The organism is Allobosea psychrotolerans, from assembly GCF_002917105.1.
GTDB lineage: Bacteria > Pseudomonadota > Alphaproteobacteria > Rhizobiales > Beijerinckiaceae > Allobosea > Allobosea psychrotolerans.
This window is the reverse complement of sequence record NZ_PQFZ01000004.1, coordinates 15,408-35,768: the sequence shown is the minus strand read 5'-3', so window position 1 is coordinate 35,768 and position 20,361 is coordinate 15,408. Positions and strand designations below refer to the sequence as shown.

Genomic DNA, 20,361 nt, shown 5'->3' with positions numbered 1-20,361 from the left:
GCCGCTCAAAGGATGAAGCTGATGCCGGTTGATGCCATCGTGATCGAAACGCTCTCCCCGGAGGCCGCCAGCAACGCCATCCCGGCGCTGGTCGAGATCCTGCGCGACAGCGTCGCGAACGGGGCCTCTGTCGGTTTCATGGCGTGGAATACGCCGGAGGATTACCGCGGCTTCTGGACAGGGGTCATCGACGAGGTCGGCGCTGGCCGCACGGTGCTGCTGATCGCAAGATTGGCCGGAGAGATCGTCGGCACGGCGCAGCTTCAGCTGATCGGCAAGCCCAACCAGCCGCACCGCGCCGAGATCGCCAAGGTGCTGGTGCATTCCTGCGCGCGGCGGCAAGGCCTCGGCGAGAAGCTGATGCGCGCGGCCGAAGATGCGGCGCGGCAGGCGGGACGCACGCTTCTGGTGCTCGACACCGACGAGGCCGGCGCGGCCCGGCGGCTCTATGGCCGCCTTGGCTGGACCGAGGTCGGCACGATCCCCCGCTTCGCCCTGATGCCGGACGGCCGCGATTGCGGCTCGACCTTCTTCTACAAGGCGATAGGCTGAGCCTCTCAGGCTTCGGAGGCGGCCTGGCGGAAATAGGGCTCGACCTCGCCCTTGAGCTTCACCGTCATCGGATTGCCGAAGCGGTCCTTGGCATTGCCGGCGGTGAGGCGCACCCAGCCCTCGCTGACGCAATACTCCTCGACATTGGTCTTATCGACGCCCTTGAAGCGCACGCCGATGTCGCGGGCGAGCAGCTCCTCATTGTAATGCGGGCTGTTGGGGTTCGAGGAGAGACGATCGGGGAGCGTGTCGGTCATCTGATAAGCCTTGACGTGCAGATTTCGGGCGGCAGGAAGGCCGCGTTGGCGGCAGAGGTAGCGCGAACCGGCGGCGATGCCAAATCGAGCGGGTCAGCCGCCACCCGCCTGCTCGATCAGCGCCGCCACCGCGCGCTGGCCCCTCTGGCGAGCATGGGCGAGCGGCGACACGCCATCCCTGTCGGCGAGACTGGGATTGGCGCCGGCATCGAGGACGAGCTTCGCCACCTGCTGATGGCGTGGGCCGCCATCGCCGAGGATCACGATTTCCAGCAGGCAGGTCCAGCCGAGATCATTGACGTGATCGAGATCGATGCCGCTGGTCAGCAGCAGCTTCACGGCCTCGACATGGCCGCGCTCGCAGGCGGGAATCAGGGCGTTGCCGCCATAGCGGTTGCGGATCGTCAGATCGGGCTTGCGCGGCAGCATCGCCGCAATGATTTCGGCACGTCCCAACGCCCCGGCCAGGAGCCAGGGCGTGTCGCGATTGGCGGCCTGGGTATTCGGGCTCGCACCGGCATCGAGCAAGGCCTTGGCGGTCGCGACATGGTTTCCGGCGACGGCCAGCAGAAGGGCCGAACGACCCTGCGAATCCTGTGCTTCGAGCGGGGCACCGGCGGCGGCGAGCCGAATCACCTCGTCGGCGCGTCCTGCGGCAGCGGCATCGATCAATGCAGGCTCTGCAGCGGCAGGGGTCGTCATCAGCATGAAACCCAAAAGCGCTGCACACAGGCAGCCGGCACGCATTACCGCCCGCCGTCGAGCAGGCGCCCGACCACTTTGGCGGTGTAATCCACCATCGGCACGATGCGGGCATAGTTCAGCCGCGTCGGGCCGATGATGCCGACGACGCCGACGATGCGTTGCTCGGCGTCGCGGAAGGGCGCGGCCACCATCGAGGAGCCCGACATCGAGAACAGCTTGTTCTCGGAGCCGATGAAGATACGCACGCCGTCGCCGGCCTCGGCGCGGGAGAGCAGATCGATGACATCGGTCTGCGTCTCGAGATCGCCGAAGAGCAGGCGGATGCGCTCGAGATCCTCCTGCGCCTTCAGATCCTCCAGCAGATTGGCCTGGCCGCGCACGATCAGATGGCGGTCGTTCGAGGGGCCAGACGAGGTCGCGATACCGCTCTCGACGAGCTTGGCGGTCAGCGCATCGAGCTCGCTTTCCATCTCGGCACGATGCTCGGCGATCTCGCGACGCAGATCGCCCAGCGTCTTGCCCATGATGCGGGCGTTGAGGAAATTCGCAGCCTCCGTCAGCGCCGAGGCCGGCAGGCCCGGCGGCAAGGCGAGGAGGCGGTTTTCAACCGTGCCGTCATCGGCCACCAGCACGACGAGTGCACGCGCAGGATCGAGCCGGACGAATTCGATATGTTTGAGGCGGGCATTGGCCTTGGTGGTGACGACGACGCCGGCGCCGCGCGAGAGTCCCGAGAGCAGGGCCGAGGCCTCTGTCAGCGTCGCATCCAGCGTGCGGTTGGTGGCGGCGGCCTTCATCTGCGCCTCGATGCGGGTGCGCTCGTCTGAGGTGAGATTGCCGACCTCCATCATCGCATCGACGAAGAAGCGCAGGCCTCGTTCCGTGGGCAAGCGCCCCGCCGAGGTGTGCGGCGCGTAGATCAACCCGGCCAGTTCGAGATCGGTCATGACGTTGCGCACGGTCGCGGGCGACAGCGTCATCGGCAGCAGACGCGCGATGTTGCGCGAGCCGACTGGCTCCCCGGTGGTGAGGTAGCCGTCGATGATCTGACGGAAGATCTCGCGCGAGCGCTGATCGGTCTCGATCAGGCCGCCGGGGGATTCGGGGCGCATCGGCGTGTGGGCGCTCATTTCGGCTGAAAACGCGGGTTCGACATCAGGTTATTGTCGGCTTGGACCTGAGAAGGATCAAGCGGAAACGGCGCATGAAGGCTGCGGGAGAAGGAAGAAGCGTCACGTATCCAGCCCCAACCTTGCCGCCCCCGGCTCAACCGCTTACAAGCCGCCAACTTCGAACAATCAGGATACTCCCATGCGACCCTCCAAACGCGCGGCCGACGAAATGCGCAAGGTCACGCTCGAACGCGGCGTGGTGCGCTATGCCGAGGGCTCCTGCATGGTCAGCTTCGGCGAGACCCGGGTGCTCTGCGCCGCGACGGTGGAAGAAAAGGGTCCGCCCTGGCTGCGCGGCACCGGCAAGGGCTGGGTCACTGCCGAATATGCGATGCTGCCGCGCGCGACGCATGAGCGCAATCGCCGTGAGGTCACCGCCGGCAAGCCGTCGGGCCGCACACAGGAAATCCAGCGCCTGGTCGGGCGCTCGCTCCGCGCCGTGGTCGACCTGACCGCGATCGGCGAGCGCCAGATCGTGGTCGATTGCGACGTGCTCCAGGCCGATGGCGGCACCCGCACGGCCTCGATCACCGGGGCGTGGGTCGCGCTGCATGATGCGCTGAAATGGATGGAGGGCCGCGCCATGCTGAAGGGCTCCAATCCGCTCAGGGACCATGTCGCGGCGATCTCCTGCGGCATCGTCGCCGGCAATCCGGTGCTCGATCTCGACTATATCGAGGATTCCGGCGCGCAGACCGACGCGAATTTCGTCATCACCGGCGGCGGCGGCCTTGTCGAAGTGCAGGGAACGGCCGAAGGCGCGCCCTTCTCGGAGGAGGAGCTCCTGGCCCTGCTCAAGCTCGCCAAGGGCGGCGTCAGCAGGCTCGTCGCGCTGCAGAAGGCAGCGGTGGCTTAAGGGCAGGAAGCGCCGATGGATTGGCTGTCGACGCTTGCAGCAGTTGTGGTCGGCCTCGTCATCGTCGGAGCGACCATCGTTCTCGCATTCAGGGCCGAGATCAAACCGCGCCGAAAGCCGTCTCGAATCGCTTCCCCGTCCGGCAATGCAGATCACGCCGCGAGTGCCGGAACCCCACCGGACAGCGGAAATCCCTAGAGATGAAGAGGCAAAGACCGTGACCAACCACCGCCTCCTCACCGGCAAGGTCGTGATCGCAACCCATAACCAGGGCAAGCTGCGCGAGATGCGCGAATTGCTCGGGCCCTATGGTATCGAACTGGTCTCGGCCGGCGAGCTCGGCCTGCCCGAGCCGGTCGAGGACGGCTACATGTTCGCCGAGAACGCCGTGATCAAGGCGGTCGCCGCGACCAAGGCCTCCGGCCTGCCGGCACTCTCCGACGATTCCGGCATCTGCATCGACGCGCTCGACGGCGCGCCTGGCCTGTTCTCGGCCAATTGGGCCGGCCCGGGCAAGGACTTCGCCCCGGCTCTCGCTCGCGTGCAGGCCGAGCTGTCCAAGCGCGGTGCGACCACGCCCGACAAGCGCCGCGCGCATTTCGTCTCGGCGCTGGTGATCGCCTGGCCCGACGGGCATCAGGAATTGTTCGAAGGCCGCGTTTTCGGCGAGATCGTCGATGCACCGCGCGGGCTCGGCGGCTTCGGCTATGACCCGATCTTCCGGCCCGACGGCCACGCCAAGACCTTCGGCGAGATGACTGCGAGTGAGAAGCACGGCATTCCCGAGGATGGTTCGGCGGGGCTCTCGCATCGCGCGCGCGCCTTCCACGCGCTCGCGGCCGCCTGCCTGAGGAAGCCCTCATGACCAACCCGGCCGCCCTGACCGAGCGGCCAGGCGCGATCCTGCATCCCACGGCGGATGCCGGTTTCGCGGTCTATGTGCATTGGCCGTTCTGCCTGGCCAAATGCCCCTATTGCGACTTCAACTCCCATGTCCGGCATGCGCCGCCCGACCAGGCGCGCTATGTCGCGGCCTTCCGGCGCGAGATCGCCCATCGTGCAGAGCTCACGCCCGGCCGCACGGTCTCCTCGATCTTCTTCGGCGGCGGCACGCCCTCGCTGATGGAGGGCCGTACGGTCGGTGCGATCCTCGATGCGATCGGCGAGCATTGGGCCATCGACCCCGCTTGCGAGGTCTCGCTGGAGGCCAACCCGACCAGCGTCGAGGCCGGGCGCTTCCAGGATTTCCGCGCGGCCGGCGTCAACCGCGTTTCGCTCGGCGTGCAGGCGCTGAACGATGCCGACCTCAAGGCGCTGGGCCGGATGCATTCGACGCAGGAGGCCTTGGATGCGGTCGCGATCGCGCGCAAATATTTCGAGCGCTACTCGTTCGACCTGATCTACGCCCGCTCGGTCGGGCAGACACCGGCCTTGTGGCGCGCCGAGCTCGAACTCGCGATCAGCCATGCAGCCGAACATCTCTCGCTCTACCAGCTCACCATCGAGCCCGACACGGCCTTCGAGCGGTTGTTCAAGGCCGGCAAGCTCGCGATCCCCGATCACGAGGCGGGAGCAGCGCTCTACGAAGTCACGCAGGAGATCACGGCCAAGCATGGCATGCCGGTCTACGAGATCTCGAACCACGCCAAGCCCGGCGCCGAATGCCGGCACAACCTGGTCTATTGGCGCTATGGCGAATATGCCGGCATCGGGCCTGGCGCGCATGGCCGATTGGTGACGACGCAGGGCCGCATGGCGCATTCGACCGAAAAGAGCCCGGAAGCCTGGCTGACCCGCGTCGAGGCGGAAGGGCATGCGCTGGTCGAGGACGAGCTGCTGAACGCCGAGGCCCAGGGCGACGAGTACCTGCTGATGGGCCTGAGGCTGGTCGAGGGCATCGACCCGGCCGTATTCAAGGCCCTGTCCGGGCGGAGTTTGCGCGAACCCCGCGTCACGAGCCTGATCCTGGATGGGCTGCTGACCCGAAAGCCCGGCGGCAAGCTCGCGGCGACGCCCGATGGTGCGCTGCTGCTCAATGCGCTGGTAGCTGACCTGGCGGCGTGAACGCCGTGCGTCATGCTCGGGCCTGCCCCGAGCATCTCATAAACCAGAGACATGTCTGCGAGAGATTCTCGCCTGCAAGGGATTCTCGCCTGCAAGAGATTCTCGGGTCTCCGTTGCACTCCGCCCGCGCATGACGCGAAGGCTTACTGCGTCCTCGGCCCGAGATCGCGCGGGGCGGCGTTGACCGTGACGATCTGGCCGTTGCGCAGCTCCAGCACCGCCAGCCCGCGCTCGTTCTGGCCATCGGGGCGGAAGCGGAAGACGCCGTCGGCGCCCGCGAAGCCCGAGGCGTTGGTCAGAACGGCTTCCGAGAAGCGCTGCGAACCTTGCGTGCGGGCAAGCGCGGCGGCCAATGAGACCGCATCATAGGCCAGGGTCGCGGTGCGGGTCGGGGCGCTGTTGAAGCGCTGCTGATAACGCCCGGCAAAGGCGTTGAAGCCGGCCGTATCCGGCGAGGCGAACCAGCCGCCCTGGATCGCCGGAACGCGCGCAACGGCGCCGTCGTTCCAGACGCCGGTGCCAAGCGGCTTGACCTTGCTCGGGTCGAACCCGCCCTGCTGCAAGGCGAGGCCGAGCGCCGGCATGGTGTCGGCTGCCGCCGGCACGAACAGCGCGTCGGCCTGCGGCAGCGACGGCGCGAGCCTGCCGACCGCCGCGCGCATGCTGTTGGCGTCGCCGCTGAAGCGCTCGATCGCCACAGTGCGCGCGCCACGGTCGGCGACGGCCTGCTGGAAGGCGGCCTCGACGACCTTGCCGTAAGCGGTGTCGGGCACTAGCGCGGCGAAGGATTTCTTCCCCTGCGCCGAGGCGTAGCCGATGACGCGGTTGACGTCGTTCTCGGGCGGGAAGGAGAGCAGGTAGACGCCGCGCGTCGCGACATTGCTGTCGCTGGAGAAGGCCATGACCGGGCGGTTGGCGGAGCGCGCAACCTGCGCCGCAGCCTGGACGGAGGGCGCAAAGAGCGGGCCGATGATCAGCTCGGCGCCCTCGCGCAGAGCCTCCTGGGTTCCCGCCTGCGCACCCTCCGGCGTGCCGCGATCATCCTTGACCAGCAAGGTCAGGTCGGCGCCGGGGAATTCGGCGAGCGCCATCTCGGCCGCATTGCGCAGCGAATTGCCGACCACGGCGCCCTGCCCTTCCGCCGTCAGCGGCAGAATGAGGCCGACCTTGACCTTGCCATTGCCGATCGTCTGGCCGGAGCTCGCCGGCTGGCCCTGGCCCGCCCCCGGAGAGCCCGTATCGAAGCCCGGCATGCCCGAGGGGCCGCCGCTGCAGGCGGCGAGCGCGAGCGAGGCGAAGACCGCCAGCGCCGGGGTGCGCAGAGACAGGATCGGAGCGAGGTGCCAGGGGCGCAACACGGGGCGATCTCCAGTCATGAGCCGAACTCTGGACCTAAAACTTATGAACCGACGCGGCGAGAAGCCGCCCGGCGGTGCAGTCCCCCGACCGTGGGGCTTTCCTGCCAGTCCGCCATGGTATTTTCAAGTTGTTAACTCTGAGTTGCGCTGCCCCGATCGGCCCTTCCGCGAACTGCGGCCGTGGCGAAAGCCGAGCGCTTGTGGCAGCGTGCGACCCATGTCGACGCAATCCTCCACACCCCGCTCTCCCAGCTACACGGCCTTCGGGCTCAAGGCCGAGGCCGAGCCCCTCGCGCCCGGGTTGCACATCGTCGCAACGCCGATCGGCAATCTGCGCGACATCTCCTTCCGCGCCCTGGCGACGCTGGCGGCAGCCGATGCGGTGCTCGCCGAGGACACCCGAACCTCGAAGACGCTTCTGGCGCATTACGGCATCTCGACCCCGTTGTTGCCCTATCACGAGCACAACGCCGCGCAGATGCGCCCAAAGGTGCTGGCGAAGCTGCGCGAAGGCGGCCGGCTCGCCTTGATCTCGGATGCAGGCACGCCGCTGGTCTCCGACCCCGGCTACAAGCTCGTCGCCGATGTCGTGGCGGAAGGTCTGCCGGTGACCGGCATCCCCGGCCCCTCCGCCGTCCTGGCTGCGCTGGTGCTGGCGGGGTTGCCGACCGACCGCTTCTTCTTCGAGGGTTTCCTGCCGCCCAAGGCCGCGGCGCGACGCGGGCGCCTGACCGAGCTCGCCGCGATTCCCGGCACGCTGGTCTTCTTCGAATCGCCGCGCCGTCTCGCCGAAATGCTGGGCGACGCCGCCGCCGTGCTCGGCGCGAGACCCGCCGCCGTGGCGCGCGAACTGACCAAATATTACGAGAATGTCCGGCGCGGCCCGCTCGCCGAACTCGCCAGCCACTATGACGGCGAGGAGGAGGCGCGCGGCGAGATCGTCGTCATCATCGGCCCGCCCGGGGCCGAGGCGCTCGCGCCGGCGGGCGACGTCATCGACGAAAGGCTGCGCGCCGCGCTGGCCGATGTCTCGCTGAAGGAGGCGGTGGCGCAGGTCGCAGCGCAGACCGGCCAGCCACGCCGCAAGATCTACGCCCGCGCGCTCGAGCTGACCCGCGAGGAGCCTTGAGGGACGCTGTCGGCAGCACTCGCCGCAGCGCTCGCGCAAAGCGCTCGGGCGCGACCGGCAGACGCTCGGAATGGCTGGCGGTCCTCTGGCTCTCCATGAAGGGCTATCGGCTGCTGGCACGGCGCTTCGGCGGCAAGGGCGGCGAGATCGACCTCATCGTCAAGCGCGGCCGCACCATCGCCTTCGTCGAGGTCAAGGCGCGCGGCGCGCTGGAGGATGCGCTCGGTGCCATCACGCCGCAGAAGCGCCGGCTCGTCGAGGCGCGAATCCGGCAATGGCTCGCTCAAAATCCCTGGGCGATGGGGCATCATTTGCGGGCCGACGCAGTCTTTCTCGCGCCCCGGCATTGGCCGCGCCATGTACTGGGCGTGTTCGAGCTTGTCTTGTGATGCAAGGCATCCCACTTGCCGATGCGGTGCGCGCCGGTCGATAAGGGCGCGCTACACAATCGGAGCGCTCTTCCATGACCCTGAACGTCGCCATCCAGATGGACCCGATCGAGCGCGTCCGAATCGCCGGCGATACCGGCTTCGCGCTGATGCTGGAGGCGCAGGCGCGCGGGCATACGCTCCACACCTACACGCCCGATAAGCTCTCGCTGCGCGACGGAACGGTCACCGCCCGGATCAGCCCGGTCACGGTGCGCGATGTCGAGGGCGACCATTTCACGGTGGGCACTGAGGAGCGCATCGATCTCTCGACGCTCGACGTCGTGCTGCTGCGGCAGGACCCGCCCTTCGACATGGCCTATGTCACGACGACCCATCTGCTCGAGCGCATCCACCCCAAGACGCTGGTGGTCAACAACCCGACCGAGGTGCGCAACGCACCCGAAAAGATCCTGGTCACGCATTTCCCGGAGCTGATGCCGCAGACGCTGATCACCCGCGACAAGGCCGAGATCGAGGCCTTCCGCGACGAATTCGGCGAGATCGTGATGAAGCCGCTTTACGGCCATGGCGGCGCGACAGTGTTCAAGACCAGCAAGGAGGATCCGAATTTCGGTTCGCTCTTCGATCTCTTCTCTGGAATCTTCCGCGAGCCCTGGGTCGTGCAGCGCTTCATGAAGGAGGTCTCGGAAGGCGACAAGCGCATCATCCTGATCGACGGCAAGGCGGCGGGCGCGGTCAACCGGGTGCCGGCCGTGGGGGATCTGCGCGCCAATATGGTGCGCGGCGGCGCGGCACGGCCGACCGATCTGTCGAAGCGCGAACTCGAGATCTGCGAGGCCATCGGCCCGACGCTGCGCGAGCGCGGCCTGCTGCTCGTCGGCATCGACGTGATCGGCGGCAACCTGACCGAGATCAACGTGACGGCGCCGACCGGCGTGCGCGCGATCAAGAAGCTCGGCGGGCCGGATCTGGCGGCACAGCTATGGGATGTGATCGAGGCGAAGCGGTAGGCGAGTAGCGAATAGCGAATAGCGAGTGGAGCAAGCATCCATTCGCCACTCACTATTCGCCACTCGCCACTCGCCCGCTCAGCGGATTCCCCACATCCCAGCCATAGCGCATCGTCTCGAAGCGCATCGTCAGGGCGTCGACGAGCAGGAGCTTGCCGACCAGCGATTCGCCGAAACCGGTGACGGCGCGCACCACCTCCAGCGCCATCAGCGAGCCCATCACGCCAGCGAGCGCCCCCAGCACACCGGCCTCGGCGCAGGGCGCGACCGTGCCGGGCGGCGGCTCCTGCGGGAAGAGGCAGCGATAGGTCGGGTTGGGCCGGCCGTCGGGGCCGGCCTCATGTGCCCGGATCGTCGTCAGCGAGCCGTCGAAACGGCCGAGCGCGGCGGTGACCAGTGGTCGCCGCTCATGGAAGCAGGCATCCGAGACGGCATAGCGCGTGGCGAAATTGTCCGAGCCTTCGGCGACGATGTCGTAGAAGGCGATCAGCGCGCGGGCATTATGCGGATCGATGCGGGTGACGTGCTCCTCGACCACGACGTTGGGATTGAGCCCGCGGATAAATTCGGCCGCGACGACGGCCTTGTGCTCGCCGATGTCGGCGGTGCTGAAAATGGTCTGGCGTTGCAGATTGGAGAGCGAGACGATGTCGTCGTCGACGATGCCGATCTTGCCGATGCCCGCCGCCGCCAGATATTGCAGCAGCGGCGCACCCAGCCCGCCCGCGCCGATGACCAGAACCCGGGCATTCTTCAGCCGATTCTGGCCCGGCCCGCCGATCTCCGGCAGCACCAGATGGCGGGCATAACGCTCGATCTCAGCATCGTTCAGGCTCATCCCCTAGGGTTAAGCCGATCCCGGCGCTCCTGCAATCGCCGTGAAGGATGGTCGCAGGATCGCAGCGCGGTCCCGGCTTGGCCGCGTCGCCAAGCCATGCCATCGTGAGCCAAGACAGGGCGGGAAAACCGCCCAAAAGATCGAACAGGGGAATGATCCATGCGGTTGAAATCTCTCGCGCTCGCGCTTGCCGGCGTCGCCCTTTCGGCCGTGGCCGCGATGGCTCAGCAAGCGATCAAGCCGGCGGTCGTCTATGACAAGGGCGGCAAGTTCGACAAATCCTTCAACGAGGCCGCCTATATCGGCGCGGAGAAGTTCAAGGCCGAGACCGGCGTCGAGTTCCGCGATTTCGAGCCGACCAACGAGGCCCAGATCGAGCAGGCGCTGCGCCGCTTCGCCCGCGACGGCAATTCGCCGATCGTCGCCGTCGGCTTCTCGCAGGCGACGGCGCTGCAGAAGGTCGCGGCCGAGTTCCCGGACCTGAAATTCACCATCATCGACATGGTCGTCGAATTGCCGAACGTCCAGTCGATCGTGTTCAAGGAGCATGAGGGCTCCTATCTCGTCGGGCTTCTCGCCGGCATGGCCTCGAAGACCAACAAGGTCGGCTTCGTCGGCGGCATGGATATTCCGCTGATCCGCAAATTCGCCTGCGGCTATGTCCAGGGCGTCAAGGCGGCCAAGAAGGACGCCGAGATCTTCCAGAACATGACCGGCTCGACGCCCTCGGCCTGGAACGACCCGGTCAAGGGCGGCGAACTCGCCAAGTCGCAGATCGACCGCGGCGCCGACGTGATCTACCACGCGGCCGGCGGCACCGGCATCGGCGTGCTGCGCGCCGCGGCAGATGCCGGCAAGCTCGGCATCGGCGTCGATTCCAACCAGAACGGCCTGCAGCCCGGCAAGGTGCTGACCTCGATGCTGAAGCGCGTCGATGTGGCGGCCTATGCCTCCTTCAAGGCAGCGCGAGACGGCACCTGGAAGCCCGGCATCTCGGTGCTGGGGCTGAAGGAGGGCGGCGTCGGCTGGGCGCTCGACGACGCCAACAAGGCGCTGATCACGCCCGAGATGAAGGCCGCGGCCGACAAGGCCAGGGCCGACATCATCAGCGGGGCCGTGAAGGTGCACGACTACATGTCCGATTCGAAGTGCACGATGTGATCTTCGCGACAGCGAAGGTCATCCCGGACGCGGCGCGGGAACCGCGGCGCGATCCGGGATCGCGTGCGGAAGTGCACATCCAATGAACATCACCATCCTCGGTTCAGGCGACGCCTTCGGCTCCGGCGGGCGCTTCAACAGCTGCCTGCATGTCGAGGCGGGCGGGGAGCGCATGCTGCTCGATTGCGGCGCCTCGAGCCTGGTCGCGCTGAACAAGGCCGGCATCGAACGCAACGGTATTTCGACACTGCTGTTCACGCATTTCCATGGCGACCATTTCGGCGGCCTGCCGGCCTTCCTGCTCGACGCGCAATTCGTCTCGCGCCGCAAGGAGCCGCTGGTGATCGCGGGGCCGCTCGGCGTCGAACACCGGGCATTGCATGCGCTCGACGCCGATTTCCCGGGCGCGGCGACCAATGCCTGGCGCTTTCCGATCCGCTATGTCGAGATCACGCCCGAGAGCCCCGCTTCTCTCGCCGGGATCGACGTCACCGCCTACCCGATGGTGCATGACGAGCGCGCCGGCCCCTGCCAGGGCTACCGGCTGGACCATGGCGGCAAGGTCTTCGCCTTTTCCGGCGACACGGCCTGGACCGAGGCGCTGGTCCGGCTCGCTGACGGGGCCGATGTGCTGCTGGTCGAGTGCTACACATGGGACACCAGGCTCGCCAACCATCTCGACTACCAAACACTCGCCTCGCACCGGGCAGCGCTCAAGACGGCACGAATCGTGCTGACGCATATGGGCGTCTCGATGCTCGCGCATCGCGAGCCTTTGCCCGAGGAGCGGGCGCATGACGGCATGGTGATCGCGCTGTGACGGAGCCCCCACGTTCTGCCGTGAAACCGGCCCCCGCCATCGAACTGATCGGCATCTCGAAGCGCTTCGGCCCGGTCCAGGCCAATAAGGACGTAGCGCTCAAGGTCGCCGCCGGCTCGATCCACGGCATCGTCGGCGAGAACGGCGCCGGCAAATCGACCCTGATGTCGATCCTCTACGGCTTCTACGAGGCCGATTCCGGCGAGATCAGGGTTTCGGGCACAGCCCGCAAAATCCGCGCCCCCGGCGAGGCCATTGCGGCTGGCATCGGCATGGTCCACCAGCATTTCATGCTGGTCGAGACGCTCTCCGTCGTCGAGAACGTCGTGCTCGGAGCCGAGGGCGGTGCCTGGCTGAAAGGCGGGCTCGCCAGGGCGCGGGCCGAGCTCGCGCGGCTCTCGCAGGAATACGGCCTCGTCATCGACCCGGACGCCATCGTCGGCGATCTCTCCGTCGGCCTGCAGCAACGCGTCGAGATCCTGAAGGCGCTCTATCGCGGCGCCGATATCCTGATCCTCGACGAACCCACCGCCGTGCTGACGCCGCCGGAAGCCAACCAGCTCTTTTGCCTGCTCAGGGCGCTGAAGGCCCAGGGCAAGACGGTGATCCTGATCACGCACAAGCTGCGCGAGATCATGAACGTGACCGACAGGGTTTCGGTGATGCGGCGCGGCGAGATGGTCGCGCATGTCAAGACCGCCGAGACTTCGCCGGCCACCCTGGCCGAGGCGATGGTCGGCCGGCGCGTGCTGCTGCGGGTCGAGAAAGCGCCGCGCCAGCCTGGACCGGCCGTACTGGAGATCGCCGGGCTGTCCTATGTCGACGGGCGCGACTGCGAGACGCTCAAGGACGTGAGCCTGACGCTGCATGCCGGCGAGATCGTCGGCATCGCCGGTGTCGCCGGCAACGGCCAGAGCGAATTGCTCGAGGCGCTGGCCGGGCTGATCCAGCCCTCGCGCGGCGTGATCCGGTTCAACGGGCAGATCCTCAACGCGGCCGAGCGCAACCCCGCCCGCCTGCGCAAGCTCGGGCTGATGCATATCCCCGAGGACCGGCAGAAGGCCGGACTCGTCACCGCCTTCTCGGCCGCTGAGAACGCGATCCTCGGCTATCACGACGACCCCGCCTTCGGGCCCGGCCCCTTCCTGTCGCACGCAGCGATCGAAGCCCATGCGCGCGCAGCCTTCGCGGCCTATGACGTGCGCCCGCCCGACCCCGCGTTGAAGACGGCGAAGTTCTCCGGCGGCAACCAGCAGAAGATCGTGCTTGCCCGCGAGATCGAGCGTGCGCCAAAGGTGCTGCTCGTCGGCCAGCCGACGCGCGGCGTCGATATCGGCGCGATCGAGTTCATCCATCGCCGATTGATCGCGCTGCGCGATGCCGGGGTCGCGATCCTGCTGGTCTCGGTGGAGCTGGAGGAGGTGATGGCGCTGTCCGACCGGATCCTCGCCATGTGCGGCGGGCGGATCACGGGCGAACGCGCGGCGGAGACGGCCGACGAACGCGATCTAGGCCTGCTGATGGCCGGCGTGAGCGAGGCAGCATGAGCGCCGCGCCCATCGACCTCCCGCGCTGGGCCAACGCAGGCCTCGTCCCCCTCGTGTCCGTGGCGGCGGCCCTCCTCGTCGCCGGCCTCGTCGTCATCGGCATCGGCGAGAGCCCGCTGGAAGCGACGACATTGCTGCTGCGCGGCGCGCTGGGCAGCGCCGAGGGCGTCAGCTTCACGCTCTACTACACGACGAACTTCATCTTCACCGGGCTTGCCGTCGCCGTCGCCTTCCATGCCGGGCTGTTCAATATCGGCGGCGAGGGACAGGCGACAATCGCCGGGATCTTCGTCGCGCTCGCCTGCCTCTGGCTTGCGCCCCTGCCCGGCATCCTGCTCGTGCCGCTGGCGATCCTCGCGGCGGCGGCAGGCGGCGCGCTCTACGGCTTCATTCCCGGCTGGCTCCAGGCGACGCGCGGCAGCCATGTCGTCATCACTACGATCATGTTCAATTTCATCGCCGCCACGCTCAGCGTCTACCTGCTGGTCGAGGTCATCGGAAAGCCCGGCTCAATGCAGGCCGAGACACCGGAATTCGCCCGCCACGCGATCCTGACGCCGATGCATGAATTGCTCGCGCCGCTTGGCCTCAAGCTGCCGGCGACGCCGCTGAACAGCGCCTTCCTGCTGGCGCTGGCCGCGCTCGTCGCGGTCTGGGCGCTGATCTATCGCTCGCGGCTGGGCTACGCGATCCGCACGGTCGGGGCCAATCCGCGCGCGGCCGCCTATGCCGGCATCTCGCCGGCGCGGATCATCATGGTCGCGATGGCGATCTCGGGCGCGCTCGCCGGCGGCCTTGCCGTCAACGAGGTCATGGGCGTGCAGCACCGGCTGCTGCTCGATTTCACCGCCGGCTATGGCTTCGTCGGCATTGCGGTCGCGCTGATGGGGCGCGGCCATCCGGTCGGCGTCGGGCTCGCGGCGCTGCTGTTCGGCGTGCTCTACCAGGGCGGAGCGGAGCTTTCCTTCGACAAGCCAAGCATCACCCGCGACATGGTGGTGGTCATCGGCGGCGTCATCATCCTGTTCGCCGGAGCGCTGGACGGGCTGTTCCGGCGCGTCGTCGCGAGCGGGCTCAGATTCGGAAGCGCGCGCTGACCATGGAATGGGTCCAGACCATCGCCGTCGTGCTCGACTCGGCCGTCAGGCTGTCGGTCCCGCTGCTCTGCGCCGCATTGGCGGGGCTGTGGTCGGAGCGGGCCGGCATCGTCGATATCGGTCTCGAGGGCAAGATGCTGATCGCCGCCTTCGCCTCGGCTGTCGCCGCCTTCGCGACAGGCTCGGCCTGGGCGGGGCTTGGCGCGGGCATCCTCGCCTCCGTCATGCTCGCGCTGGTGCATGGTTTCGCCGCGATCACCTGGCGCGGCAACCAGATCGTTTCCGGCGTCGCCATCAACATGCTGGCGGCGGGATTGACCGTGATCCTCGGCAATGCCTGGTACGGCCAGGGCGGGCGCACCCCCGCGCTGGAAGGGCCGGCGCGCTTCCCCGACCTGACGCTGCCTTTGGGCACCTGGGCGCGCGAACATGTGCCGGTCGTGGGGACGTTCTATGACGAGGTCGTTTCCGGCCATGCCGCGCCGGTCTATCTCGCCTTTGGCTGCCTGCTTCTGACTGCCCTTGTGCTGAAGCGGACGCGGTTCGGCTTGCGGCTGCGGGCCGTCGGCGAAAATCCGGCGGCGGTCGACACGGCCGGCATCTCGGTGGCGGGGCTGCGCTATGGCGCGGTCATCATCTGCGGAGCTCTGTGCGGCCTGGGCGGAACCTATCTCGCCGTCTCGCAATCGGCGGGCTTCCTGCCGCATATGACCGCCGGCAAGGGTTTCATCGCGCTCGCTGCCGTGATCTTCGCCAATTGGCGCCCCTGGCCGGCGCTGGGCGCCTGCCTGCTCTTCGGCCTGCTCGATGCGGTTGCGATCAGGCTGCAAGGCGTCATTATGCCCGGCCTCGGCCAGGTGCCGGTGCAGGCGATCCAGGCCCTGCCCTATCTGATGACGGTGATCCTGCTCGCCGGCTTCATCGGCAAATCGACGCCGCCAAAGGCCTCGGGCCTGCCCTATGTCAAGGAACGCTGAGCCGAGATGACCGACGAGCCCGATTTCGACGCCCTTTTCGCGGTAGCCCAACCCGTCCAGGCCCGGGCCTATGCCCCCTATTCGCATTTCAAGGTCGGCGCGGCGCTTCTGGCCGATGACGGTGCGGTCTATTCCGGCTGCAATGTCGAGAATGCATCCTATCCGGTCGGCGTGTGTGCCGAGGCCGGCGCGATCTCGGCCATGATCGCCGGCGGCGGGCGCGCCATTCGCGCTTTGCTCGTGCTCGGCGACGGAGATGCGTTGGTCACGCCCTGCGGCGGCTGCCGCCAGCGCATCCGCGAATTCGCCGCGCCCGAGACCCCGATCGCGATCGCCGGGCCAAACGGCATTCGTGCTCGCTTTTCGCTGGCCGAGCTGTTGCCAGCCTCCTTCGGACCAGACAATTTGCGCCGGTGATTTGCGCAATCGACGCGTGTTCGTCCGCATGGGTGAATCCGAGGGCCGGGGGGCGGACGAATGGCTGCTGAAGCAATCTTCGACGAGGCGGCGGGAACGCTGATCGACCGCGGGGTCGATGGCTCCATCGACTGCGCCCTCGTGCTCGGAACCGGGCTCGGCCGCATCGCCGACGACATGACCGACATGGTCACGATTCCGTTCTCGGAGATCCCAGGCTTCCCCCTGGGCGAGGTCTCGGGGCACGCCCGGCAGCTCTGCTACGGCACGCTGTTCGGCAAAAAGGTGCTGATCTTCCAGGGCCGGGCGCATTTCTACGAAACCGGAGACCCGGCAGTGATGCGCGTGCCGCTCGGCATGCTGACCGCCTTCGGCTCGCCGCCCCTGATCCTGACCAATGCGGCAGGCTCGTTGAAGCCCGATCTCCGGCCCGGCGGACTCGCGCTGATCACCGACCACATCAACCTCAACGGCCCCAATCCGCTGGTCGGCGATGTCGGCGACGGCCGCTTCGTGCCGATGGTCGATGCCTATGATCCGCATCTGCGCATGCGGCTGAAGAAGGCCGCCGCGAGCTCCGGCGCCAATCTCGGCGAGGGCGTCTATATGTGGTTTACCGGTCCCAGCTTCGAGACACCGGCCGAGATCAGGATGGCGAAGACGCTCGGCGCCGACCTCGTCGGCATGTCGACCGTGCCGGAGGTGATCCTCGCCCGGCGCTTCGGCATCCGCGTCGCCGCCATCTCGGTCATCACCAATATGGGGGCGGGCCTGCTCGGCGGCGCGCCGCAACATAGCGAGACGCGCGACATCGCGACGGCCGCCTCGACCGGGTTGCGGCGCCTCTTCCGCAGCTTCCTGTCGGAGCTCTGACCCGATGTCCGACGCATCCGTCGCGGCGCGCGCGCTCGCCCTGCTCGATCTGACGGACCTTGCCGAGGATGCGAGCGAGGCCGGCCTTGGCAGCCTGTGCGCACGCGCCGTCGCCGCGCCCGGCCCGGTCGCGGCCATATGCATCTGGCCGCGCTTCATCCGCCAGGCGCGCGCCTTGCTGGGCGACGGGCCCGTGCGCATCGCCACTGTGGTGAATTTTCCCCAGGGCGGGACGGCCATCGCTCCGGTCCTGCGCGAGACCGAACAAGCGCTCGCTGAGGGCGCCGACGAGATCGACCTCGTCCTGCCCTGGCGGGCCTTCCTCGCCGGCTTTCTCGACAGCCCGCGCGCCATGGTCGGCCTGGCGAAATCGCGCTGCGGCGACAAGCGGCTCAAGGTCATCCTGGAGACCGGCGAATATCCCGATCTCACCCAGGTCCGGGCCGCCGCCGAGCTCGCCATCGCGGCAGGGGCCGACTTCATCAAGACCTCGACCGGCAAGACGGCGCATTCGGCCAGCATTCCCGCCGCGCGGACGATGCTGCAGGTCATCGGGGCGACCAGGCGCCCCGTCGGGTTGAAACCCTCCGGCGGCATCAGGAGTTTGTCCGACGCGGCGAGCTATCTCGCGCTCGCCGACGCGATCATGGGGCCGGACTGGGCGACGCCGGAAACCTTTCGCTTCGGCGCGAGCGGGTTGCATCAGGTGCTCGTTGACGTGATCGCGGGCGGCGCGGCGGGGCAAGCGAACGGACCTTATTGAGATGAAGCTGACCCAGGAGATCATCGCCGCGAAGCGTGACGGCGCCGAACTGCCGGATGCCGACATCCGACAATTCGTCGCGGGCATCACAGACGGCTCGGTCAGCGAGGGCCAGGCCGCCGCCTTGGCGATGGCGATCTTCTTCCGCGACATGACGGCGAAGGAGCGCGTCGCGCTGACGCTCGCCATGCGTGATTCCGGCACGGTGCTGAACTGGGACGACCTGCCCGGCCCCGCCCTCGACAAGCATTCGACCGGCGGCGTCGGCGACACCGTAAGCCTGCCATTGGCGGCGGCGGTCGCGGCCTGCGGCGGCTTCGTGCCGATGATCTCGGGGCGCGGACTCGGCCATACCGGCGGCACGCTCGACAAGCTCGACGCCGTGCCGGGCTATGTCACGCAGCCCGATATCGCGCTGTTCCGCAAGGTGGTGCGCGAGCAGGGCTGCGCCATCATCGGCCAGACCGCCGATCTCGCCCCCGCCGACAAGCGGCTCTACGCCATCCGTGACGTGACGGCGACGGTCGAGACCATTCCGCTTCTGACCTCCTCGATCCTGTCGAAGAAACTCGCGGCCGGGCTGTACGGCCTCGCCATGGATGTGAAGTTCGGCTCGGGCGCCTTCCTGACCGATTACGGTCAGGCGCGGGCGCTCGCCAACGCGCTGGTCGGCGTCGCCAATGGCGCGGGCCTGCCGACGACGGCCTTGATGACCGACATGAACGAGCCCTTGGCGAGCGCGGCCGGCAACGCGCTCGAAGTCGCCTATGCCCTCGACCATCTGACGGGCAGGCGACGCGAGCCGCGCTTCCATGAGGCGACGGTGGCGCTGGCGGCCGAGATGCTGCTGCTGGGCCGGCTCGCGGACGATCTCGCCGAGGCCCGAGCCAAGATCGAGGCCGCTTTCGCCTCGGGCGCGGCGGCAGAGCGCTTCGCGCGCATGGTCGCGGCGCTGGGCGGGCCGACGGACCTGCTGGAACGGCCGGAGAAGCATCTCGCGCCGGCGCCGGTCGTGAAGCCCGTCTTTCCGGTTGCACCGGGCACGGTCCAGAGCATCGACACGCGCGGCGTCGGCTTCGCCATCGTCGCCCTCGGCGGTGGGCGCAGCCGCGCCGAAGACCGGATCGACCACAGCGTCGGCATCGTCGATCTCGCGGGCATCGGCGACAATGCGGGGCCGGAACGTCCTCTCGGCATCGTTCATGCACGGGGCGAAGCCGGCTTCGCTGCCGCCGAGACCCGCTTGCGGCAGGCCTATCGCATCGGCGAAGCTGCGGCCGGCCATGGCCCGCTCGTCACGGAACGCATCACGGAGAGTTCGCACGCATGAGTCTGCTTTTGGCCATGACCGGTTGGCATGTCGAGGATTGGCGCGCCCGCTTCCAGGCGCTGCTGCCCGACATCCCCGTGGTGATCCTCGGCGAGCCCTTCGATCGGCGCGCGGTGCATTACGTAGCAAGCTGGAAGCACCCTGAGGGGAGCCTTGCCGGACTGCCGAACCTCGCCGCGATCTTCTCGCTCGGCGCCGGCGTCGATTTCCTCTTCGCCGACCAGCGCCTGCCCGAGGCGCCGATCGCGCGTGTCGTCGACCCCGACCTGACGACGCGGATGAGCGAATACATCGTGCTGCACTGCCTGATGATCCTGCGTCAGCAGCGCCGCTATGACCGCCAGCAGCCCCTCAAGAGTTGGGAGGACGACCGCCACCAGCCGGCAGCGCGCTCGGTGCGCGTCGGCATCATGGGGCTCGGCGAGCTCGGGCTCGATGCGGCGCGCAAGCTCCAGGTCATGGGCTTCGACGTGGCAGGCTGGAGCCGCAGCCTCAAGAGCGTCGAGGGCCTCACCACTTTCGCCGGCGAGGACGGCATGGCCGCCTTCCTGGCGCGCACCGACATCCTCGTCAGCCTGCTGCCATTGACGCCGGAGACGAAGGGCACGATCAACGCGGCACTGCTCGCCGGCCTCGCGAGGGATGGCCGGCTCGGTGGGCCGTTCCTGATCAATGCCGGGCGCGGCGGCTTGCAGGTCGAGGCCGATATCCTGGCCGCGTTGGAGGCCGGCACGCTCAAGGGCGCGACGCTCGACGTGTTCGAGACCGAGCCGCTGCCGGCGGACTCCCCGCTCTGGAGCCATCCGGCGGTGACGGTGACGCCGCACAACGCCGCGATGTCCGAGCCCGAGGCGGTGGCAAATCTGATCGCGGCGCAGATCCGGCGCCTGGAAGCAGGCCAGCCGCTGGAGCATGTCGTCGATCCCAAGCGGGGATATTGATTTTTGGCGAATAGCGAGTGGCGAATAGAGAGCGGTACCCATTCGCCATTCGCCATTCGCCCTTCCGTCATCGCCCCGTCATCCCACCGTCGCGGCGCTGAA

The 20,361-nt window shown here is 68.0% G+C and carries 22 protein-coding genes; 17 read left to right on the top strand and 5 right to left on the bottom strand.

All coding sequences use genetic code 11. From position 1 onward, the window contains the following. Positions 1 to 21: 21 nt before the first annotated feature. A complete protein-coding gene (locus CYD53_RS08235; protein WP_103717926.1) occupies positions 22 to 552 on the top strand; it encodes a GNAT family N-acetyltransferase in 531 nt (176 codons plus the stop codon). Between the two features lie 5 nt (positions 553 to 557). On the opposite strand, the gene CYD53_RS08230 is transcribed toward CYD53_RS08235, so the two are convergent. From CYD53_RS08230 to hrcA, 3 genes are all read right to left on the bottom strand, one after another. After that, positions 558 to 809, bottom strand: coding sequence for a DUF3297 family protein (locus tag CYD53_RS08230; protein WP_103717606.1), 252 nt, complete (start codon positions 807 to 809; stop codon positions 558 to 560). A 93-nt stretch (positions 810 to 902) separates the two neighbouring features. Next, the gene (locus tag CYD53_RS08225) at positions 903 to 1,511 is read right to left on the bottom strand and encodes an ankyrin repeat domain-containing protein (protein ID WP_245928143.1); all 609 of its coding nucleotides are present in this window, start codon (positions 1,509 to 1,511) and stop codon (positions 903 to 905) included. A 44-nt stretch (positions 1,512 to 1,555) separates the two neighbouring features. Next, positions 1,556 to 2,626 (bottom strand): heat-inducible transcriptional repressor HrcA, encoded by a 1,071-nt coding sequence (gene hrcA / locus CYD53_RS08220; RefSeq protein ID WP_245928142.1) that lies wholly within the window; start codon positions 2,624 to 2,626, stop codon positions 1,556 to 1,558. A gap of 199 nt (positions 2,627 to 2,825) precedes the next feature. On the opposite strand from hrcA, the gene rph reads away from it, so the two are divergent. The 3 genes from rph to hemW all read left to right on the top strand — a co-directional run bounded on the left by rph (position 2,826) and on the right by hemW (position 5,606). Then, positions 2,826 to 3,542: a ribonuclease PH gene (gene rph, locus CYD53_RS08215; protein WP_103717604.1), complete on the top strand. Its 717-nt coding sequence runs from the start codon at positions 2,826 to 2,828 to the stop codon at positions 3,540 to 3,542. Positions 3,543 to 3,759: 217 nt separating this feature from the next. After that, the gene (locus tag CYD53_RS08210; RefSeq protein WP_103717603.1) at positions 3,760 to 4,407 is read left to right on the top strand and encodes a non-canonical purine NTP pyrophosphatase; all 648 of its coding nucleotides are present in this window, start codon (positions 3,760 to 3,762) and stop codon (positions 4,405 to 4,407) included. Beyond that, positions 4,404 to 5,606 (top strand): radical SAM family heme chaperone HemW, encoded by a 1,203-nt coding sequence (hemW, locus tag CYD53_RS08205; protein ID WP_103717602.1) that lies wholly within the window; start codon positions 4,404 to 4,406, stop codon positions 5,604 to 5,606. Before CYD53_RS08210 ends, hemW begins: the two co-directional genes overlap by 4 nt. Positions 5,607 to 5,749: 143 nt before the next feature. On the opposite strand, the gene CYD53_RS08200 is transcribed toward hemW, so the two are convergent. After that, positions 5,750 to 6,982: a penicillin-binding protein activator gene (locus CYD53_RS08200; protein WP_103717601.1), complete on the bottom strand. Its 1,233-nt coding sequence runs from the start codon at positions 6,980 to 6,982 to the stop codon at positions 5,750 to 5,752. 199 nt (positions 6,983 to 7,181) lie between these two features. Between CYD53_RS08200 and rsmI the strand changes: the two genes are divergently transcribed. From rsmI to gshB, 3 genes are all read left to right on the top strand, one after another. Continuing rightward, entirely contained in the window at positions 7,182 to 8,093 is a 912-nt protein-coding gene (gene rsmI, locus CYD53_RS08195) for a 16S rRNA (cytidine(1402)-2'-O)-methyltransferase (RefSeq protein WP_103717600.1), read from the top strand. Continuing rightward, on the top strand, positions 8,090 to 8,482 hold the full coding sequence (locus CYD53_RS08190) for a YraN family protein (RefSeq protein ID WP_425428273.1): 393 nt from the start codon (positions 8,090 to 8,092) through the stop codon (positions 8,480 to 8,482). Before rsmI ends, CYD53_RS08190 begins: the two co-directional genes overlap by 4 nt. Before the next feature lie 74 nt (positions 8,483 to 8,556). Then, complete coding sequence (gshB, locus tag CYD53_RS08185) at positions 8,557 to 9,495, top strand: glutathione synthase (RefSeq protein WP_103717599.1); 939 nt, start codon at positions 8,557 to 8,559, stop codon at positions 9,493 to 9,495. A 52-nt stretch (positions 9,496 to 9,547) separates the two neighbouring features. On the opposite strand, the gene CYD53_RS08180 is transcribed toward gshB, so the two are convergent. Further along, on the bottom strand, positions 9,548 to 10,333 hold the full coding sequence (locus tag CYD53_RS08180) for a HesA/MoeB/ThiF family protein (RefSeq protein WP_103717598.1): 786 nt from the start codon (positions 10,331 to 10,333) through the stop codon (positions 9,548 to 9,550). Between the two features lie 219 nt (positions 10,334 to 10,552). Between CYD53_RS08180 and CYD53_RS08175 the strand changes: the two genes are divergently transcribed. The 10 genes from CYD53_RS08175 to CYD53_RS08130 all read left to right on the top strand — a co-directional run bounded on the left by CYD53_RS08175 (position 10,553) and on the right by CYD53_RS08130 (position 20,259). Continuing rightward, positions 10,553 to 11,494: a BMP family lipoprotein gene (locus tag CYD53_RS08175; RefSeq protein ID WP_245928167.1), complete on the top strand. Its 942-nt coding sequence runs from the start codon at positions 10,553 to 10,555 to the stop codon at positions 11,492 to 11,494. 82 nt (positions 11,495 to 11,576) lie between these two features. Further along, a complete protein-coding gene (locus tag CYD53_RS08170) occupies positions 11,577 to 12,314 on the top strand; it encodes an MBL fold metallo-hydrolase (RefSeq protein ID WP_103717596.1) in 738 nt (245 codons plus the stop codon). A 20-nt stretch (positions 12,315 to 12,334) separates the two neighbouring features. After that, positions 12,335 to 13,861 carry an ABC transporter ATP-binding protein gene (locus CYD53_RS08165; RefSeq protein ID WP_103717595.1) on the top strand — a complete coding sequence of 509 codons (1,527 nt, stop codon included), beginning with the start codon at positions 12,335 to 12,337 and terminating at the stop codon, positions 13,859 to 13,861. Beyond that, complete coding sequence (locus CYD53_RS08160; RefSeq protein ID WP_103717594.1) at positions 13,858 to 14,958, top strand: ABC transporter permease; 1,101 nt, start codon at positions 13,858 to 13,860, stop codon at positions 14,956 to 14,958. The genes CYD53_RS08165 and CYD53_RS08160 overlap by 4 nt, the downstream gene beginning before the upstream one ends. Before the next feature lie 2 nt (positions 14,959 to 14,960). Next, a complete protein-coding gene (locus tag CYD53_RS08155; protein WP_103717593.1) occupies positions 14,961 to 15,935 on the top strand; it encodes an ABC transporter permease in 975 nt (324 codons plus the stop codon). Positions 15,936 to 15,941: 6 nt separating this feature from the next. Next, the gene (locus CYD53_RS08150) at positions 15,942 to 16,352 is read left to right on the top strand and encodes a cytidine deaminase (RefSeq protein ID WP_103717592.1); all 411 of its coding nucleotides are present in this window, start codon (positions 15,942 to 15,944) and stop codon (positions 16,350 to 16,352) included. A gap of 60 nt (positions 16,353 to 16,412) precedes the next feature. After that, complete coding sequence (locus CYD53_RS08145) at positions 16,413 to 17,225, top strand: purine-nucleoside phosphorylase (RefSeq protein WP_103717591.1); 813 nt, start codon at positions 16,413 to 16,415, stop codon at positions 17,223 to 17,225. Between the two features lie 4 nt (positions 17,226 to 17,229). Continuing rightward, the gene (gene deoC, locus CYD53_RS08140; protein ID WP_103717590.1) at positions 17,230 to 17,988 is read left to right on the top strand and encodes a deoxyribose-phosphate aldolase; all 759 of its coding nucleotides are present in this window, start codon (positions 17,230 to 17,232) and stop codon (positions 17,986 to 17,988) included. A 1-nt stretch (position 17,989) separates the two neighbouring features. Further along, positions 17,990 to 19,318 carry a thymidine phosphorylase gene (deoA, locus tag CYD53_RS08135; protein WP_103717589.1) on the top strand — a complete coding sequence of 443 codons (1,329 nt, stop codon included), beginning with the start codon at positions 17,990 to 17,992 and terminating at the stop codon, positions 19,316 to 19,318. Continuing rightward, the gene (locus CYD53_RS08130; protein WP_103717588.1) at positions 19,315 to 20,259 is read left to right on the top strand and encodes a 2-hydroxyacid dehydrogenase; all 945 of its coding nucleotides are present in this window, start codon (positions 19,315 to 19,317) and stop codon (positions 20,257 to 20,259) included. The genes deoA and CYD53_RS08130 overlap by 4 nt, the downstream gene beginning before the upstream one ends. Positions 20,260 to 20,361: the final 102 nt, after the last annotated feature.

Excerpts from the sequence above, each read along its gene's own strand:
- hemW (WP_103717602.1), top strand. The coding sequence starts at position 4,404 with ATGACCAACCCGGCCGCCCTGACCGAGCGGCCAGGCGCGATCCTGCAT.
- CYD53_RS08160 (WP_103717594.1), top strand. The coding sequence starts at position 13,858 with ATGAGCGCCGCGCCCATCGACCTCCCGCGCTGGGCCAACGCAGGCCTC.
- deoA (WP_103717589.1), top strand. The coding sequence starts at position 17,990 with ATGAAGCTGACCCAGGAGATCATCGCCGCGAAGCGTGACGGCGCCGAA.
- CYD53_RS08150 (WP_103717592.1), top strand. The coding sequence starts at position 15,942 with ATGACCGACGAGCCCGATTTCGACGCCCTTTTCGCGGTAGCCCAACCC.
- rsmI (WP_103717600.1), top strand. The coding sequence starts at position 7,182 with ATGTCGACGCAATCCTCCACACCCCGCTCTCCCAGCTACACGGCCTTC.
- gshB (WP_103717599.1), top strand. The coding sequence starts at position 8,557 with ATGACCCTGAACGTCGCCATCCAGATGGACCCGATCGAGCGCGTCCGA.
- hrcA (WP_245928142.1), bottom strand. The coding sequence starts at position 2,626 with ATGCGCCCCGAATCCCCCGGCGGCCTGATCGAGACCGATCAGCGCTCG.
- deoC (WP_103717590.1), top strand. The coding sequence starts at position 17,230 with ATGTCCGACGCATCCGTCGCGGCGCGCGCGCTCGCCCTGCTCGATCTG.
- CYD53_RS08235 (WP_103717926.1), top strand. The coding sequence starts at position 22 with ATGCCGGTTGATGCCATCGTGATCGAAACGCTCTCCCCGGAGGCCGCC.
- CYD53_RS08175 (WP_245928167.1), top strand. The coding sequence starts at position 10,553 with ATGGCTCAGCAAGCGATCAAGCCGGCGGTCGTCTATGACAAGGGCGGC.
- CYD53_RS08145 (WP_103717591.1), top strand. The coding sequence starts at position 16,413 with ATGGCTGCTGAAGCAATCTTCGACGAGGCGGCGGGAACGCTGATCGAC.
- CYD53_RS08155 (WP_103717593.1), top strand. The coding sequence starts at position 14,961 with ATGGAATGGGTCCAGACCATCGCCGTCGTGCTCGACTCGGCCGTCAGG.
- CYD53_RS08225 (WP_245928143.1), bottom strand. The coding sequence starts at position 1,511 with ATGACGACCCCTGCCGCTGCAGAGCCTGCATTGATCGATGCCGCTGCC.
- CYD53_RS08200 (WP_103717601.1), bottom strand. The coding sequence starts at position 6,982 with ATGACTGGAGATCGCCCCGTGTTGCGCCCCTGGCACCTCGCTCCGATC.
- rph (WP_103717604.1), top strand. The coding sequence starts at position 2,826 with ATGCGACCCTCCAAACGCGCGGCCGACGAAATGCGCAAGGTCACGCTC.
- CYD53_RS08130 (WP_103717588.1), top strand. The coding sequence starts at position 19,315 with ATGAGTCTGCTTTTGGCCATGACCGGTTGGCATGTCGAGGATTGGCGC.
- CYD53_RS08230 (WP_103717606.1), bottom strand. The coding sequence starts at position 809 with ATGACCGACACGCTCCCCGATCGTCTCTCCTCGAACCCCAACAGCCCG.
- CYD53_RS08170 (WP_103717596.1), top strand. The coding sequence starts at position 11,577 with ATGAACATCACCATCCTCGGTTCAGGCGACGCCTTCGGCTCCGGCGGG.
- CYD53_RS08180 (WP_103717598.1), bottom strand. The coding sequence starts at position 10,333 with ATGAGCCTGAACGATGCTGAGATCGAGCGTTATGCCCGCCATCTGGTG.